The following is an 18,423-nucleotide window of genomic DNA, read 5'->3' on the forward strand; positions in this document are numbered from 1 at the left end:
TTATTGGACATTTTTTTAGCTTTTATGCAAAATGTTTAAACTTAATTACATTATCAGCTGATCATGGTTAAAAGAACAATTTTACCCTTTTTTACACTTTTAATATTAACCTGTTGTACAGATGACACCACTATAGAAATTCCTTCTGAAGAAGAATCTATTCCAGTTGTAAGTACTAACCCCAATGACATTGATTTTATAGGTTTTGAAAACATAGCATGGGTAAAACAGGGTGATGATTTCGAAGGTTTGAATTTTCTTAGTTCTGAACACTCTATGGATTTAAATAATACAGGTAATAAAATTATCCTGGGTTCCAAAGCCAAACCAAATTCATGTGTCAATTTTTGCAGTGGACGAATCAGAGTGTTTGCCTTTGAAACTGAGGAATGGACACAAACAAACCAGGATATATATGGTGATATCAATGTTGAGCCCAACTGGGCTGGCTACGATGTTGCTATGAGCGATGATGGAAGTACTATTGCAGTAAGTTACGACTCAACTGAGGAATTTTTTAGAGATGGCCTAACCCGAGTCTTCAGGAATGATAATAGTTCTTGGGTACAACTCGGTCAAGATATTCCCTTTAGGACATCTCAAGGCTCTTCTATTGCTCTTAATAAAAAAGGAAATATACTCGTTGTTCTTCGATTTAGTAGTGGCAATAATTCACTTAGAGTATTTAAATTAAGTGAAAATGAAAATTGGGAACAACTGGGTGAAGAAATTTTGGTCTTTTTAGACATGAGACATGCTGAATTAAATAGTGAAGGTGACGTACTAATTATTGGTAACGATGAGGGAAGCTTTGTAGAAATTTATGATGTTACTGATGAAGGACTAATGCTAAACCAAGAAATAAGAGAACTTAATCTTGAAGCGTTTTCGTCCGATTTAGATCTTAGCGCTAATGGAAAGAATTTCATTGTTGAAGGTGTAGCAACTCGTAGGCCAACTTTTGCACGAGCAGATGAACCTTTTTTTAGAGTGTATCACAAAACTGCAGCAGGCTGGGTACAAAAAGGACAAGAAATTCGATTGACCCCAAAAAATGAAGGAGATATCATAATAAGAGAACAGGCCGTTACCATCAATAAGTTTGGTAATCTAATAGCCGTCGCTTATAGAGAAGGAACACCTGGGAGTCCACATGTACCATCTAAAAAACATGTGGTAATATTTCAATATTTCAACTCTGATGAACAATGGAAACAAGTTTCAACCATTCAGGAAGAAGGCTTTTTAAAAAAAATACATGATCTTGATTTCAATGATGATGGTGATATTATAGGAATTGTGTTCGAAGGTGGTTCCTCGGTTTATAAGATAGAGCTTGTAGAAGAGAGCAATTAGTAGTAATTTTTTAATCCTAAACCCTATTTTTCAAGAGGTATATATAAGTTTTTTTATATAAAAATATCATTTCATCTATCAAAAAAAATCAATTCAATTGCTATACTCTTTTTAGTATTTGTAGTCATTGGATGCAGTAAAGATGAAACAACTACAGTAATTAGAATATTGGACTTCAGTGGCAGTATTAAAGAAAATCCTAACAATAATGATAAAATTGTTACTTTTTCGGGATCGATCACTAGTGGAAATTATATTTAGGTTTGATTCAACTTTACCTACTTATACAATACCCTATTTTAAATGACAAATAATTAGGATTTAGTTAAAAAGATTCTGTGAATTTATCGTCTGCTGCTAATTTGAGTGGAAGTTTTGCTCAATTATAAATATCCTGTTCTAAATAACCAGCTACGAAAGCAATCATTATTCAGGTACATTTATGACCCAATCATGGACTGTCACTAGTTGATTCAACAAAATGACTTGTCTTTCAAGGACATTTGCCAGTTCATGAAAGATAATCTGTCCATTAGTTTTAGGGTTGTTTTCTTGACCTTTAAAAACTGCATCCAATAATTCGACTTCATTTAAAAACCGAGATTTCGCTAAATCAATCAACGCTAGATGATCTAGGCTTTCAGGAGCGGCGACTTGTTTAATAAAAATTGAAGATAGATTCAAGTATTTTAATTTATCCTGCTGCGTAAGATCTATTTCATTAATATAATTGGCGGATAAGTTTAAATACTCAATTTGCTTATTATTACTTAAATCTAGACCAGTAAGATTATTATTTGTAATAAATAAAGATCGTAAATTTGTAGTTGCACTAAGATTTATTTCGTCTAAATCGTTAAGCTGAAGTGTTATTAAAGTGAGCTTCGGATTTGCAGAAAGATCAAGAGTACCTATTTTGTGACCGCGAATAGTTAAGGATAATAAATCTGGAAATAGGGCCAGGTTCAAATTTTCAATATTACCAGTAACACCCAAACCTTTTAAATTGGTTAAACTAGATATTCCTTTAACAATAGTATTATAATTACCCGTTATATTTATCCCTTCCAACATAGGGTTCTTTGATAAATCAATAGATTCAAGCGATCCAAATCGTAAACTTAAACTTGTGAGCTCTGGGTATTGTTCAATAACAGAATCGACATTGATCATATCACTATCCCCTAAACTTAAGGTGCGTAAATTCGGTAAATTTTCTAATTCGAGCGTTTGAATTCTGTCTCCTTTCCCATTCGCAGTAATTTGTAAATTGAGTCCTGATACTTCCTCACCATAGGTCGTACGAAGCGTTATAGTATATTCACCTGAAGTAGCATATCTATGGTATATTCTATCGCTAGGTGATTGAATTTCAAATGGAGCTTCAGCTATTTCTTCGCTACCATCACCCCAATCAATATGATATAGGGAACCATAGGCTTGATTTACTGTTAAGTCAATTTTTCTATGTCGTAGATCTGGTCCATCTTCCGATTTTACCAGGAAAGTGGCTATTTTTTGATTCTTATAATGCTCAAATTGAAGCGTAAATGGATTCTCTTTAGTATAATTTTCTAACGTTTCTTTAGAGGCATACATTTTTATTTTCCCATGAGTAAAATCTTCAATGGCAAATATATAAGTACCTTCGGCGCTTAGATTTACTTCAATTTCGTGAATCTTATCATATTCTAGCTCATTATAAGTTGTGTTAAGGCCATTACCATTAGTAATAACTAAGTCACCGGTTCCTGAAGAATCAATTAAACTGACAATTTTAATTGGGAGTTTTTGAGTTGTATTACTAAGTTCGTCACCCACTTCTTTTTCACAAGAGAAAAAAAGCAAAAAAACTATGGACAATAATAATACTTTGAAGGATTGAAAGCTGAAAATCATTTGGCTAATGGTAAGCTATTATTTAAAGTAAAAATACTGAAATTAAAAATCCATTTCAAACTTGTTTCGATGCCTCCACTTTGTTTTTTTAGTAACCCGTTATTTGCAACAATGGCCGAAGAAAATTACACTTTGCACCCGAAAATTAATCATACACGTAATATTGTGAGATATTACTTTTATGTTACATGAGAAAATGAAGTAAATGCCTATAGAATCCGACAAAAAGTGCTTTTAAAAAGAAATTCTCATGGTAGTTAATATTTTTATTTCCTACGTTTTTCTAAACATTATTATTTCATTATTAAGCCTCAAATAACATTTTACCCCGCGTTTCAGGAATGGTTATTTAAAACCTCATTTTAAAGTCAAAACTTTTGAGAGAAGTTATAATTCCATTCATGAACAGTTAAAAACAAAAACCTTCTTGTATGGCCACAAGAAGGTTTTTATCATCATTGATGTCAACTATTAGTCATTCTCACTGAGTACTCCATTATTGGTTGATGATTTATTAAAAATAAAACGGATATATACCTCATGCGTTCCCATCGATGCATCGGCGATCGGATTGTTGAATGAACTTTCATAGCTGTAGCCAAAATGTAACCAGTTTTGTACCATAATGGTCGCAAATCCGCTTAAAGCAGCGTCGGTACGATACGCCGCCCCTACTTCAAACTTATTGTCATACATCACCGCTGTTGTGATATCTACTGAAACAGGAGTTGCATTTACATAGCGCGCCAATACGGATGGGCGTATTTGCCAATCGGGTCCTAAGCCAATATTATACCCCAGCATACCATAAAAGTGAGGACGCTCAGTAGCGGTGGTAACAATTCCGGCTTCATCATCCAACCGTTCGTTATTGAGCATACGAGGTACCGACAAACCCACAAAGAAATCATCATAGGTAAGGTGCACCCCCACACCAATATTCGGTCTAAACTCATTAATATTTGCGAGTAAGGGGTCTGCCGTCGCACCAACAGTATTTAACCCACCGGTGTTCACATCATAGGAATTACCGCCAGCTTTCAAACCAAAATATAGTCTGGCGGCATCGTTTAACTGAATATTATATGAGAAATCTACATAAATACCGGTCTGCTTTTCTATAAATGTTTGATCGTTTACGATGGATAAACCCAAACCGACCCTTTCGCCCAAAGCGGTGTCAAAAGCCAAACTTTGTGTTTCTGGTGCCCCATTTACACCCGACCATTGACTTCGGATATTCGTGGTAAACTGCGTAAGATCGTTGGACCCCGCCGCCGCTGGATTTAAAATATTCTGCGTATACCGATATAAGGTATAATACGGTTCTTGCTGTGCATGAACACTTAGTGATGTACATGCCGCTATTAGGATGAAGATGCTTATATATTTTTTCATTGTTTTCTGTGTTGATTTAAACATAATGCTGATTAATAATTGATATATAACCATCCTTCAATTGGTTTGGTTTTTCCGTCATTTAAGTTGATCACGAAGTAATAAGACCCTTGTGGTAACTTTTCACTGTTATCTTTATAAACCGAATTCCAATCATTGCGATAACCTCGCGCGCTGAACACTTCTTTGCCCCAGCGGCTATAGACAAACACCTCATTATTCGGGAAGTTCTCAATACCGCGAATGACCCAGGTGTCGTTAATACCATCTCCATTCGAAGTTATCGCGGTGGCAATATCCTCCGCAGTAATGGTGCAGGCATCAGCATCTAAGAAATCGGGAGTACCATCTTCATCGCAGTCATCGTTGAATAAATTTCCGTCTCCATTGGCATCTTCTTCACTATTCGGTATACCATCGCCATCTTCATCACCATTTGGACTAAATGGCACTAGTGGCTCACTATCGTCTGCATCGGGAATACCATCATCATCGTCATCTGCATCTGCATTATTACCAATACCATCACCATCTGTATCGGTATCTTCGGTTGGATCTAGTGGGAAATCATCATCGACATCAGGGGTACCATCATTATCGTCATCAGGATCTAAATCATCGGGAATGCCATCACCATCAGTATCGGTAGGTGTATCATTCGGATCAAGCGGATCAGTACCCAAGTCAGTCTCATCGCTATCTGAAATACCATCACCATCGGAATCGCTATTCGGATCTAATGGGTCCACGTCATCCGCATCAGCGACGCCATCATTATCATCATCAGGATCTAAGTCATCCGGAATACCGTCCCCATCAGTATCGGTTGGTGTATCATTTGGATCAAGTGGATCAGTCCCCAAATCTGTCTCATCACTATCTGATATCCCATCACCATCGGAGTCACTATTTGGATCTAACGGATCAACATCATCAGCATCTGGCACGCCGTCATTATCATCGTCATCATCAGCACAATCCGGAATCCCATCGCTATCCGTATCCAGAGAAGTACTTGCCGTATCCTGCGGATCACTACCACAGGTCGTTTCATCAATGTCACTTTGGCCATCGCCATCCGAGTCACTATTCGGATCGTTAGGATCGGCATCGTCCGTATCGGGTACGCCGTCATTATCGTCATCATCGTCGGCACAATCCGGAATGCCGTCCCCTTCATTATCCGGTGAAGTATCCGCTACATCAAGCGGATCACTACCACAAGTGGTTTCATCAATGTCACTTTGGCCATCACCATCCGAGTCACTATTCGGATCGTTAGGATCTACATCAAGTATATCAGGCACACCATCATTATCAGTATCCTGCTCATCGTCAGCAATGGTTGCAGTGGCATTGGTAACTCCTAAAAATCCTTGACTTAGTGCTGAAATGGTTGCAATAATGGTTTCATCACCTTCAATAGTAGTATCATCTAAAATTGGTATTGTAATGATCGCTTCACCACTGCCATCAGCAATACTAAAGGAAGTGACTTCAGTAAAATCGGCACCACCCGTAGCGGTTCCCGAATAAGCAATTGTTCCTGTTATAGGTGCACCGGTGCTATTGGTTAGCCCCCCGTCAATACCAATAGTAAAGGTAGCATCCGTAGCGGGTGTCCCTTCAATACCATCGGTCGTTGCAAATATTGAAATACTGAAACCATTAATCGTTTCATCATCCGTAATGGTTGTTGTAGCATTATCAGAAGCGCTTACAGCGCCTAAGCTTGGTGCGGAGATTGTGGCAATAATTGTTTCATCACCCTCTATTTCAAGATCATCTAATACCGGAATTACAGATAACGCACTACTAACTCCATTTGGTATCACAAAGGTTGTGACATTAGAATAGTCTGCATCAGCCGTAGCGGTACCCGTTAACGCTAATGTTCCCGTAATATCAGCACCCGTATTGTTGGTAACACCACCATCTAAACTAATAGTAAAGGCGGCATTAATTGGTGCTGTACTTTCCGCACCATCAACTGCCTGTGCTATTGATATTGTTAATGCGGCTGCGTCGTCATCGGTAATATCAGCTGTTGCACTGTTGGATGCACTGGGTAACCCGGTACTCAAATTAGAAATTGTAGCAATTAGTGTCTCGGTTACCTCCACTTCGGTATCATCTAAGATAGGTATCACTACGGTGGCCGAACTGGCACCGTTCGGAATTGCGAAAGCGGTAATATCTGTATAATCGCTACCACCCGTAGCAGTACCTGTTATTGTTAACTCACCCGTAATATCGACACCCGTATCGTTGACCAAACCGCCATCTAAGGTAATTTCAAACTCCGCATTTGTTGGAGTGGCACTTTCAGCACCATCCACCGTTTTTGCAATAGACACCGTTAAATCGGCTTCATCGTCATCGATTACGGTTACTGCCACGGTATCCGAAAGTCCGTCAAACGCGTCATCAGACGCTGCATCATTTACGGTTATTGTTACCGATGTTAATGTATCGCCAGTCAGTAAGGAGTCATCGACCCCAGTAATTGTTATTGTTTGAGGTTGGTCCCAATTCCCATTAGTGAATGTTAAGCTTGCTGGTGCCACCGTAGCCTCTCCGGTATCTAAGGAGACAATATCGACTACTACATCGGTTGCTGGCTGTGCTCCTAAAGTAACGCTTACAGTAGCTGTACCGCCATTTTCAAGGACATTCACCGCTGCATTTGAAGAGGTTGGTCCTACTGCTACGTCGTCATTATTAAGTGTTACTGCTACTACTTTATCTGCCAGGGAATCAAAAGCATCATCCGAGGCGGCATCATTAATCGCCACAGTGATATTTGCTACATCAGTCGCTACCGTAATATCATCAACACCCGTAACGGTTATCGTTTGCGGTTGATCCCAATTGGCGTTTGTAAAGGTTAGTTGAGACAGATCAACCGTTGCTTCAGCAGTATCATCACTACTGATATCAAACACCACATCGGTTAAAGGTTGCGCATCGAGTACCACCGTAAACGTATTGGTGCCTGCATTTTCATTAACCGCTAGGGTTAATGGATTTACTGTAAACTCTGGCACATCATCGTCTGTAATCGTGACTACAGCAGTATTTTGTGTACCGATCACCGTTCTTCTCGATAAAATTGGTGGTAAGGGTGGAAAACTGAATGGAACTAAGGTTACTTCCAATTCAATTGTTTCATCGCCTTCAATAATCACATCATCATTTAAAGGTATGTCGAATGAAATGGTTTGTGGAGTTGTATAATCAGCATTGGGTATTTCGATGGCAGTACCACTGGTATAGGTGTAATCAGTACCAGACCCGGTAGCGCTACCCCCCGTAATATTAATACTCACTCCCGAGGGAAAACTAACTGAAGAAAAATCACCTCCCGATATCGTTAAATTCACGGTAACAGCGGTCGATTCGTCAGTTGAGGTATAGGTCGCACTATCAAATTCTACAGTTAAATTATCATCATCAAGAAACGTATATACTGCAGTGGGTCTTGAAACACCATCACCGTCAGCGTCGCCATATGCAAATGGAGCATTCGGGCTGTTTGCAATGAATAAAATCGACTCATTTTCAATAATATTATCATCGATAATGGTTACAAAAGGACCGAGATTAAATAACGTTCCATCGTATATACCTGCAGGTATGGTTATGGTCGAAAGCGTATAGTCAACCCCTAAGGTAGCTGCACCGCCCAGTCCTAAAACAATATCGGTATCAGCGGCTAACGCTCCTGAAATTACCAAATTAGGATAGGTACGTGTTGCTTCTGATTGATTCTCAGTATCGGTTGTTGCGGGCGTTACAGGAAATTCAACCAGTAAGGGTTCATTATCTAAAATATTTAAGGTTGTCGGTGTGGTATCAGCAGTTACGGCGGTATTATTTGTTGCTGCTGCTAAGGTAGCAATCACGGTTTCAGTCGCCTCCGGATCGGTATCATCTACAACTGTTAGGTTTATGCTAGCGGTAGTAGCACCCGCAGGAATGGTTACCGTACCCGCTACTGCTGTAGCATCCGTATAATCGTCAGGATTCGTGGCGGTTCCCGTTAAGGCATAACTTACGTCAACATTAGTAGATGCTGCTGCGCTCATTGTAAGCGTAAATGCCCTACTTGCTGTGCCTTCATCCGCATCGGCATCGGCTGCTATGGTTATTGTAGCTGTATCATCATCGGTTATATTGGCCGTAGCACTAGCGGCTGCTCCATTTATGGTGCCTACACTTGGCGCTGAAATCGCTGCGATAATGGTCTCAGTAACTTCTACTTCATTATCATTTAAAATGGGAATGGTCACTAAAGCCGAACTATCTCCATCAGCAATGGAGAAAGTGGTTACCACTGTATAATCTGCTGCTGCGGTAGCAGTACCTGTAAGTGCTACCGTACCCGTTATTGCCGATCCGGTATTATTAGTTGCGCCCGAATCAAGACTTACTGTAAAAACGGCATCTGTTGGCGTAGCACTTTCAGCACCATCAGTAGTCTGGGTAATGCTTATGGTTAAGGTTCCGCTATCATCATCGGTTATATTGGCCGTAGCGCTAGCAGCTGCTCCATTTATAGTACCTACATTTGGTGCAGAAATTGTTGCGATAATGGTCTCAGTAACTTCTACTTCAACATCATCTAACACGGGAATATCTATGAGTACACTTCCTGTGCCATCAGCTATTGAAAAGGAGGTAACATTAGTATAATCAGAGACAGCAGTTGCGGTACCGGTAAGAGCAATTGTTCCCGTTATCGCTGCTCCGGTTGTATTAAGCACACCACCATCGATGCTCACTGTAAATTGAGCGTTTGTTGGACTTGCTGCTTCAGCTCCATCTGCAGTTTGCGTTATGGAAAAAACATAAGTGTCATCATCAATAATAGTTGCTATACTGGTAGCTTGTATTCCTGCAGTAACTCCTGTTGATGGATTAATTAATGCCAAATCAATAGTCTCATTACCTTCTACCAACAAATCGGTAACAATGGTAATATCGGTGGTCACCGTTCCAGGAGTCGTATAATCGCCTATCGGGATGGTGACAGTTGTAGGATCAGCAAAAGTATAATCCGTACCTCCTCCGGTAGCTGTACCTCCAGTGACATCTACTTCGATACTTTCGGCAACGGTAATCTCTGCTCCTGATACATCCAGAGTTAAGGTAAGCAATCCTGTTTCACCGGTAGAAGCATAGGTGGCATTATTAAATTCAACCGTTAAAGCATCATCATCAATAATTGTAGCGGTAGCGGTATCTTGTGTACCTACATTCGTATTGGCTGATGGGTTAATCAATGCCAGGTCGATGGTTTCATCACCTTCTACAATCGCATCGGTGGCAATCGAAATATCAGTGGTTACCGTTCCCGGAGTCGTATAGTCTCCTATCGGGATGGTGACCGTAGTCGGATCAGTAAAGGTATAATCTGTTCCTGCGCCTGTGGCAGTACCTCCGGTAACATCTACCTCAATACTTTCGGCAGCGGTAATCTCTGCACCAGATACATCGAGGGTTAAAGTAATCACACCGGTCTCATCGGTTGAGGTATAGGTTGCATTATTAAATTCAACTTCTAATTCATCATCATCGGTAATTGTATATACATGATTATCGATTAATGCTCCTCCGGTAATTTCCTGGATCACCAATCCAGATTGCGCATTAGATAAGGTAAGATCAATCGTTTCATCGGTTTCCACCACATTATCATCAGTAATGCCAAAATTAACTGACCCCCCTCCGGAGACATTGAGACTAGTTAAAGCTACTGGTGTTGCGGATGTATACGTTCCTGCAGGAATAGTTACTGTAACGGTTACTGCACCATCACCCGCAGCGCCACCTAAGGTATAATCCGTGCCGGCTGTAGCCGTACCTGCTGCGCCTATTATTACATCGACCAATGTATTTTCATTTAAAGTTCCATCTATTAACAAATTAGGAAGATTACCTCCTGTAGCTTCTACATCACTGGCGGTTGCTGCTTCAAACTCGATACTGGTGCCTAATCGTGCCAAGGTAAAGAAGGTAGTTCCTGTTAAGGTAGTACTTACCGTCCCTGCAGCTGAAAGCGCAGTGGCTGTAGTGCCAGTCGTGGCACTAAAATTACCATCGGCAGTTCTTGTTAATAGCACCCAGGTATCATCATAGCCATCAAACTGAAGATTTACAGCTCCTACGGTTCCGGTATTGACGGATTTCCATTCTCTGGCAGAACGTTCATAATAGGTAGCGGTATCTAAATCGGTATTGACGGCATCACCGGGAGCTCCACTATTCCCATCATTACCGATCATCAAAAACTGCCCATCAGTTAAGGACACATGAGTACCATTAGCTCCTGTAAAATTGGTATCGGTTGAAAGTGTTAAAACAGCTCCGGTATTAATTGATTTTGAAATTTGCTGATCCAAACCGGAAGTGGCATCATTGGCAATACCGAAAATATCACTGTTGTACGTACCATCAACGGACCAAACAGTGTTTCCTCCTGAATCCAGATAGGCGGTTGCACCACTATTAAGCGTAATTCCGTATTTAATCGCTAGATACGATTCGACTTGTTGTTTTTCGGTTACACTGAGTGTTTGATTGTACACAACAATCTCACCAATATCTCCTGCAAAATGTCGTTCAGGTCCAAACGGTGCAGGGACAGCTGAATTTTGACCAATGTCATAGAAGAAAGCAGAAGAACCAGCTACTGTGTTGGTAAACGTACCTGCACTAAGAGCATTACCAAATAGTTCAGTTGTGCCACCATTATTGATCAATGTACTAAGAAAAGCTGAATCACCGGTAGCATTTGGTCCAGAAATAAACGTATTAAGTCCGGCTACAGAATGTGATGTGCCCCGTGCTTCTAGATTATCTCTACCATAACCAAGCCAATAACCGTTATTGTTAGTACTCGCCCCCCAATCTTCAGCACTGGCGACTACAGAACGAAATGAAGTGTTTGTACCTGTGTTTTGAGTGGGTCGTGTGGTAACAGCGAAGATACTAGCACTCTGGTCAAGCGTTATTGTATTAATAGTTTGCATACCATCACCTGTAGCGTCATTAGCGTCGCCACTGAAAGTTACCGTAGGGTTAAAGTTAATCGTATTTAGTGTAGCATCTGGTTGCTTACCGGTAATGCCTTGAGCAACATGATTGTCATTTCCTGACTGATCATCCCACTGGGTTACTGCTGTTGTACCCGTAACTCCTGCATTTGCTTTTAACCAAAGCGTTAAATTAGGTATCGTACCCCCAGGAGCGATCTGTGTAAAACCAATACTAAAAATATCATTGCTACTTAGGGCAACTCCCGTAAATTCAACAGAATTGCCATTTATGGTTCCAGAAATACCACTAGCGGCACCATTAATAATGAGCTCATAAGTACGGGCTGAATTCGTATCAACATCAAAACTTAAATTAACCGTACCTACGCCTCCAGTATTTACAGCTTTCCACTGTCTCTCTAAACGTGCGTTTAGATTCGTCGGCACCCCTGTAGTCACCACTGTTGAGCTACTACCGCCATCATTACCGATCATTAAAAACTGCCCATCAGTTAAGGAGACATGGGTACCATTGGCCCCTGTAAAATTAGTATCAGTAGATACAGTTAAGACCGCACCACTGTTTACTGATTTTGAAATTTGCTGATCCAAGCCGGAAGTGGCATCATTGGCAATACCGAAAATATCACTGTTGTACGTACCATCAACTGACCAAACTGTTGTAGCGCCATCAGAAGCCAGATAGGCAGTTGCACCACTGTTTAAAGTGATTCCGTATTTAATGCCCAGATAGGATTGTATTTGTTGTTTTTCTAGGGGACTATTGTCTTTTCCATACAGAATCAACTCAGCGATATTTCCATTCAACCGTTCTGTAAAATTTGTTATCGCTGTACCAACTCTTACTAAATTGACTGTTTGGCTTTGCGCTTGGTTATTAGGTGTTGTAAGATTGTTCTGAAAACCATTAACTGCAGCTCCATTTAAAGAGATGGATCTTGAACTATTTAAAACACTGTTGTTAAATTCAAAAATTGAAAACTCTCCTGTGGCTATAATATTATCTGCTACTCGTAATCGATCGTTTCCTGTAAAACCATCAATATCCCAAAATGTGGTAATACCTCTTAGTATATGATAATTTATTCTATTTACGCCAACTGATTGGTCGGAAAGTGATAAAACAACTCCCTGACTGCTACTATTGTTATGAACAGAAACCACAAACATATTGGACTCAGAAATATTCGAAATAGGTGCATTTACCAAATCTGTTAGCTGATCATCTCCGTCAAATGCAATGGAAGCATTAAAATTGAACAAACTCGATGTACCTAGGTTATACGTAGGCTGTTCCGCTCCACTTGCGGTCACTTGAATTACTGAGGATACTGCTGAATTTCCCCATGAAGAAACAGATGCTCCTTCAGTAGTTGTATTGGTGCCTGCATCTGCTTTTAACCAAAGTGCTAAATCAGCCTCCCCCGCCGGTGCCCGTCCATACAAGTTAAAACCGGTATTACCCCCTTGAGAATTATTAACGTTGGATAATGCCGAGCCTGGTATCCAATGGATACCAAAAGTATTACCGCAATTGTGAATAATATTATTTGATAGTGCAAAATTCGTAGCACCGCCCGTAGTTGCTTGCGTATTGCAGGCACTACTATCATTAAAAAAGGTTCCAATCGTACCAGACCATTGGGTGTTCAGTGCGATATTGTCCCGACGACCAAAGGCTTGATACGCAACTAAACGCGCCAGTACCGTTGCATTGGTTGACACTGCATCCACCTGTCCTGCATTCAATCCACGCTCTGCTTGTATCCGCACTTCGGTGGCATCCGTTAACTCAGCAAAGGCTGCTGCCGATAAAATGCTATTTGTCCCTTTCGTTACGGTCGTACTAATTGTAAGGGCCTCTTGCGTACCAGTTTCATCATTTGACGCTAGTAGTACCCAGCCATCAGCCGACACAAAGGTCGAAAAGGTTTCGCCATTAATGTTAAAATTATAGGTGCCATCGATACTGACTAAGGTTCTGGCCTGACCCAAGCTTGTAAAAGGGTTTGCGACGGTCCCATCAGGATTCCCTACCCCTCCAGGGTTTTGTGCAAGCAGTGATGCGCTCCCGAAAAGGGAACACAGCACAAGTACAAGGTATTTTGAACGTATTGACTTCTTCATATGGTAATGGTTAATTATTGAGCTTTTCATAGTGATCATTGGTTGTTTCATGCAAGAATGCCATCACCCATTGTGATATGTGTTTGGGATACTTGAATATGATGGAATCTATATTGTTGCGCTTTCGTATTACTATAGGCCGCTAGCAAGCGTACAGCAAACAAGTCTCTTAGCGCAAAGCGAAACGTAGTTGGTTGACTTAAAATGTGTTGTTTAACAAAATAAAAGCGAACAAAAAATGAGATAAATACTGGTACAAAAACTGTAGAATCGTTATATTCTGCACGGAGAAATTTAGACGTATACCACCAGTTTTTAAGAAAAGAATGCCAATAGCGTACTTTCCCTCTTAAGCGAAGTAAAAATAATATCATAATGGTTGGTTATTTGTTAGCTAATCATTTATCCAGACCCTGCTTTTGTGTGCTCGCCAAAGTTTACAATTGCGGGGTTTCTTTGTTATATCATAAAATAACTATTCGTCTTTTAATATTTTTAAAATATAGCATCAACAACCGTTTGTAGTGTTGATGACCGTCAAAAAAAATCACGTTGCAGTATGATTATCGATTTCATAGCCAAATGGATAATCATAGTATATCAATAGCCCGTAATCGCACCAAAAAATGTTTTGGTACAATTCGTCTTTTTATTTTTTAATCTCCTATTGTTGAAAGAGATTATTTTATTTGATAGTTAGGGAAAGAATCAAATATCACTCTAGTAAAAATAATAAAAAAATGTTAAAACGAATAGGAAAATTATTCTGTTTAAGCTTTTGTTTTCATCAATAAACAATTCATTTTGTTGAACTTAGCTATACTGTAATTCCCATTGCTTTCCTTGTTAACATATCAAAATAGGAGTTTAAACAAAAGGAGGAGTCACTCAAGTCTTTTAACGAATATATTCGAGGCAGACACATCAACTGGCTCCTGCGCTAAAAATATCCACTGGACATTTTCTTTACGCTCGGCCCTCTCCGACTCCGCAAATGAAAAATTTAAAATGGGGCATTATGAATTAGGTTTTGAGCCAGCTAAACAACTACTATACTTTATTATATTTTATTTGAACTTTATTGATAACGTGGTTGTTTAAGTTCGCTCTTATTTCAATGTAGTTTAGTATCAAGATGATGGCACCAAAGTAAGCTTTAAATTCCATCGTAGTCCAATCACCGTCAATATTAGCTACTAAAAGTTTATCATTTTTTACTCCAGTTTTTTCTTAAGCTGGTGTTATCATTACACATAAGGATATCTTCCTGAAGATAGTGTTTCTAGATTGCGTACTTCGAACAGCAAGGTTAACATGTTTTTTTCGGCTTCAGCGCTTCTTTTTCCTCTTCACTCTGTTTTTGTTGAACAAAACACGACGCCAAAGTAATATTGTACAGCGATTAAGTATTGTAAGTCTAAATACCTAAATCATAAAGATTTACAGCTTAATGATACTAGTAAGATATAAACAATTCAAAATCCAAAGCCATGAAAAATTTATTAGGTACCCTACTGGGAACAGTCTTTATTTTATTATGTAGTTGTAATGCTAACGAAATAGAAGACTTAGAAAGAGAGGTGAGAACGCTAAACGATAGTCTAAGCCTTGTACAAGCAGAGCAAAATAGGTTATTAGACTCCATTTCAACACTGATTGAAAGTAATGATGTGTTTGATATAAATGCAGTAAAAATGAGTCAAATAAAAAGTCTTTTTGAGTTTATTGCAAGACAACCCGAGGCAGCTGATGTACTCATACGTGCCTCCGAAGAAATTTATACTGACTTCACAGAGTTGTTACCATTTACCGATAGTACCATTGTAGAACGTGGAAGAGCATTGGCAACTTTGTTTCAGTCAATTGCAAGGCAGCCAGAGGCATTTGAGGTTTTAGATGGTGCAGCAACCCAATTTTTGGGAGCATTCGATCCTTCAAACATGAGTAGTAATTTTAACGCAGACACGGAAGCTAGAGGTATTGCAATAAGCGAATTGTTTAATGCCATAGCAAGACAACCCGAGGCACTTAATAACCTAGATAGTACAGCAACAAAATTTGTGGGCACATTTAAGGTATCACAAATGAGCAATAATACTATAGTAGCGGGCAAAGCTAGAGGCATCGCACTTAATGCATTATTTATTGCTATTTCTAGGCAACCATCAGCCTTTGATGAATTGGAACAAACCGCAACAAAATTTTTAGGCGACTACGATCCCGCTATTTTTAGTGATGAATTAGTTGAAATTTCTAAAAGCTTTGCTTTAGGTGGATTAAATCAAGGATTGGGACGTAACCCAGCAACTGAAGACCTTTTAAACTCAATATGCATTAAGTTTTTGAATTTTAGCTTTTTATCCGAATAGTGGTTGACCAACCGAAGGTTGATATTCTTTAATTCGTTATCACTAAATGGCGGAACTAGTATAGCCAACAATGGTAAACGTCTTTAGTTTTATTATACATTATTTACAACAATATTCTTCTCATTATGAATGATTTACAAACAGAATTAAACGGAGTGCTTCAATTTGCTAAAGCAATTGAACAAGCAAGAGGCATCATGTTAACAGCACCATGGTATGCTTTTAGTCCTAATCCAGAACAAGAACTGGCCGCAGCAGAAAAGCAGCTTAAACACCAAATAGCAGCCGCACTAGATGAAGGCTTTGTTGTTCATGACCCGCTTCATCCTGAATTTAGGGTAATGAATCAGCATAATCAGTATGGTTTATACAATCCTGACAACAAGTATTTTGCGGCTACTATCGCCTCAGATGGCATCTATATCATACGCGGTAAAAAGGGAACCAGTGCATCTCTTGAAATTCAGGTCGGTGCTGGTAATCCTGGCTATAACGAAAACTTGACAAGTCCTATCACCGTGGATCAAATCGATGGCGAAAAATTGAATCTCAGAAGTGATGATACCTTTGAACTTTATATAAGCCGAGAGAAACCAGAAGGAGCAGAAAATTGGTTAAAAAATTATAAAGATGATTTTGAGGCAAACAGTGTGCTTATTCGGGAAAGTTTTATGGATTGGGATAAAGAAAAAGGTGGCACCTGGTACATTGAGCGTGTTGATACCGTAGGTCGGCCTAATGCTAACCTTACGCCTACATTGCTAAATGATCAATACGCACGAGCGTCTAAATACTTAATTAACGCTACTAAAGGTTGGGTAAAATTTGTAGATCGTCTACGGGCGAACCTTGCAAGCGATTATTTAAGCCAACCACGCCCCACGCAAGATGGTAGCGGTTTGCCTGGTCAATGGAATGCCGCTGGATTTTTTGTAATGGGACCTGATGATGCAATCATGATCACCGTATCAAAATCGAAGGCGAAATATCAATCCATTCAAATAGGTGATTTTTGGTTTAATGCACTTGATTTTTGCCAACGACAAACCAGTTTAACAGCGGCGCAAGCGCAGCTAAACGCCAATAATGAATATCGATTCGTCATTAGTGCTAAAGATCCCGGTGTTACGAATTGGCTAGACAGCTGTGGCACACAAAATGTATTTGTTTTTATGCGATGGCAGGGTTTACCAGAAGGTGAAGAGCCGTCTACCATTCACGCTAAAAAGGCTACATTAAGCGAACTACGAGAGTGTCTTTCGGATGAACCATTTTTTGGCCCCAAGAAAAGGAAAGCGCAGCTTGCTGCACGAAAACAATCGGCATTGACCAAACCTAGGGGTTTTAGGAACATATAAAGGCAAACGATTGATTCGGTTCTTTACCTTTTTATGATTTTTTGAGTCGATATTTTAAAAGAAGATGGTTTCGCGTGGTTATTGCAATTGTTTTATTAAACTTTCATAGCCATATCAATCTATTACATAGGCTTTTCCTCCAATAAAAAGCATATCCGTATCCATAACATTATCACCCTCTGCGCCAATGGCAAATGAAAGGCGAACTTTCCGGCCGTCATTGTATTCAAATTCGATAAGATTTCCATCAATAACATATTTCCCGGATTTTTTATCACTTTGCCAGGCGCTGGAACCATAAGATATAGTTCCACTGTTCTTTGAGTGCGTAAAATGTAGATCATCTAAAAATACCAACTGCGAATTAAAAAGTGCGTAAAGCCCATTACCAAAATCACCACCAGAAATTTTCTCGTAAGTGCCCTTTAGGTTTATTGAACTTTCAAAGGGAAAGGCTTTAAACCAATTTCCAGAATCTAGGTCGTATTCATTGGATTTACCATTGTTGTCGGTTAGCGTGAAAATGTTACTATTTCTTTTCCAAGTCCCCCAAAGATTCTTTTGTTCTTTTTTTGATTTTGAAAAGTCTAAATCAACCAAAGCCTCATCCGTTATTTCATAGTACGATCCATCTTTAAATAGCACAATTGGTTCAAAAGTAACCGAAGCAGGATAGCCGCTTATCGCCCTAAAATACCATCCTTCCACTTTTTGGAGATTTTTCTGCTGGTCCTGAGAAAAGGAATTGTTTAAACCGCAAAAAAGTAACAAGAGAATTGAAATAGTTTTCATCAATTGTGTTTTAGATTCGTAAATAAAATGTCCACTTTGACACCTACAAATTTAATTGAAAGC

Annotated in this window: 8 protein-coding genes; 3 read left to right on the forward strand and 5 right to left on the reverse strand. The window is 39.5% G+C overall.

Features of this window, described 5'->3' with window-relative positions; genetic code table 11:
* Positions 1-63: 63 nt before the first annotated feature.
* Positions 64-1,356 carry a hypothetical protein gene (locus tag ABN763_RS10135; protein WP_410485346.1) on the forward strand — a complete coding sequence of 431 codons (1,293 nt, stop codon included), beginning with the start codon at positions 64-66 and terminating at the stop codon, positions 1,354-1,356.
* A gap of 426 nt (positions 1,357-1,782) precedes the next feature.
* Here ABN763_RS10135 and ABN763_RS10140 read toward each other — a convergent pair whose 3' ends face one another.
* The 4 genes from ABN763_RS10140 to ABN763_RS10155 form a co-directional block, all read right to left on the reverse strand.
* Positions 1,783-3,219, reverse strand: a complete 1,437-nt coding sequence (locus ABN763_RS10140; RefSeq protein ID WP_410485347.1) for a leucine-rich repeat domain-containing protein — start codon at positions 3,217-3,219, stop codon at positions 1,783-1,785.
* 507 nt (positions 3,220-3,726) lie between these two features.
* Positions 3,727-4,653, reverse strand: coding sequence for a type IX secretion system membrane protein PorP/SprF (locus ABN763_RS10145; protein WP_410485348.1), 927 nt, complete (start codon positions 4,651-4,653; stop codon positions 3,727-3,729).
* Positions 4,654-4,685: 32 nt separating this feature from the next.
* Positions 4,686-13,841: a Calx-beta domain-containing protein gene (locus ABN763_RS10150; RefSeq protein WP_410485349.1), complete on the reverse strand. Its 9,156-nt coding sequence runs from the start codon at positions 13,839-13,841 to the stop codon at positions 4,686-4,688.
* Between the two features lie 47 nt (positions 13,842-13,888).
* On the reverse strand, positions 13,889-14,215 hold the full coding sequence (locus tag ABN763_RS10155; RefSeq protein ID WP_410485350.1) for a hypothetical protein: 327 nt from the start codon (positions 14,213-14,215) through the stop codon (positions 13,889-13,891).
* 1,116 nt (positions 14,216-15,331) lie between these two features.
* Between ABN763_RS10155 and ABN763_RS10160 the strand changes: the two genes are divergently transcribed.
* Together ABN763_RS10160 and ABN763_RS10165 are read left to right on the forward strand one after the other, a co-directional pair.
* Positions 15,332-16,210: a hypothetical protein gene (locus ABN763_RS10160; RefSeq protein ID WP_410485351.1), complete on the forward strand. Its 879-nt coding sequence runs from the start codon at positions 15,332-15,334 to the stop codon at positions 16,208-16,210.
* A 125-nt stretch (positions 16,211-16,335) separates the two neighbouring features.
* Positions 16,336-17,568: a hypothetical protein gene (locus ABN763_RS10165; RefSeq protein ID WP_410485352.1), complete on the forward strand. Its 1,233-nt coding sequence runs from the start codon at positions 16,336-16,338 to the stop codon at positions 17,566-17,568.
* Between the two features lie 114 nt (positions 17,569-17,682).
* Here ABN763_RS10165 and ABN763_RS10170 read toward each other — a convergent pair whose 3' ends face one another.
* On the reverse strand, positions 17,683-18,360 hold the full coding sequence (locus ABN763_RS10170) for a hypothetical protein (RefSeq protein WP_410485353.1): 678 nt from the start codon (positions 18,358-18,360) through the stop codon (positions 17,683-17,685).
* Positions 18,361-18,423 lie beyond the last annotated feature (63 nt).

The sequence above is a fragment of the Spongiivirga sp. MCCC 1A20706 genome (genome assembly GCF_046524175.1).
GTDB lineage: Bacteria > Bacteroidota > Bacteroidia > Flavobacteriales > Flavobacteriaceae > Spongiivirga.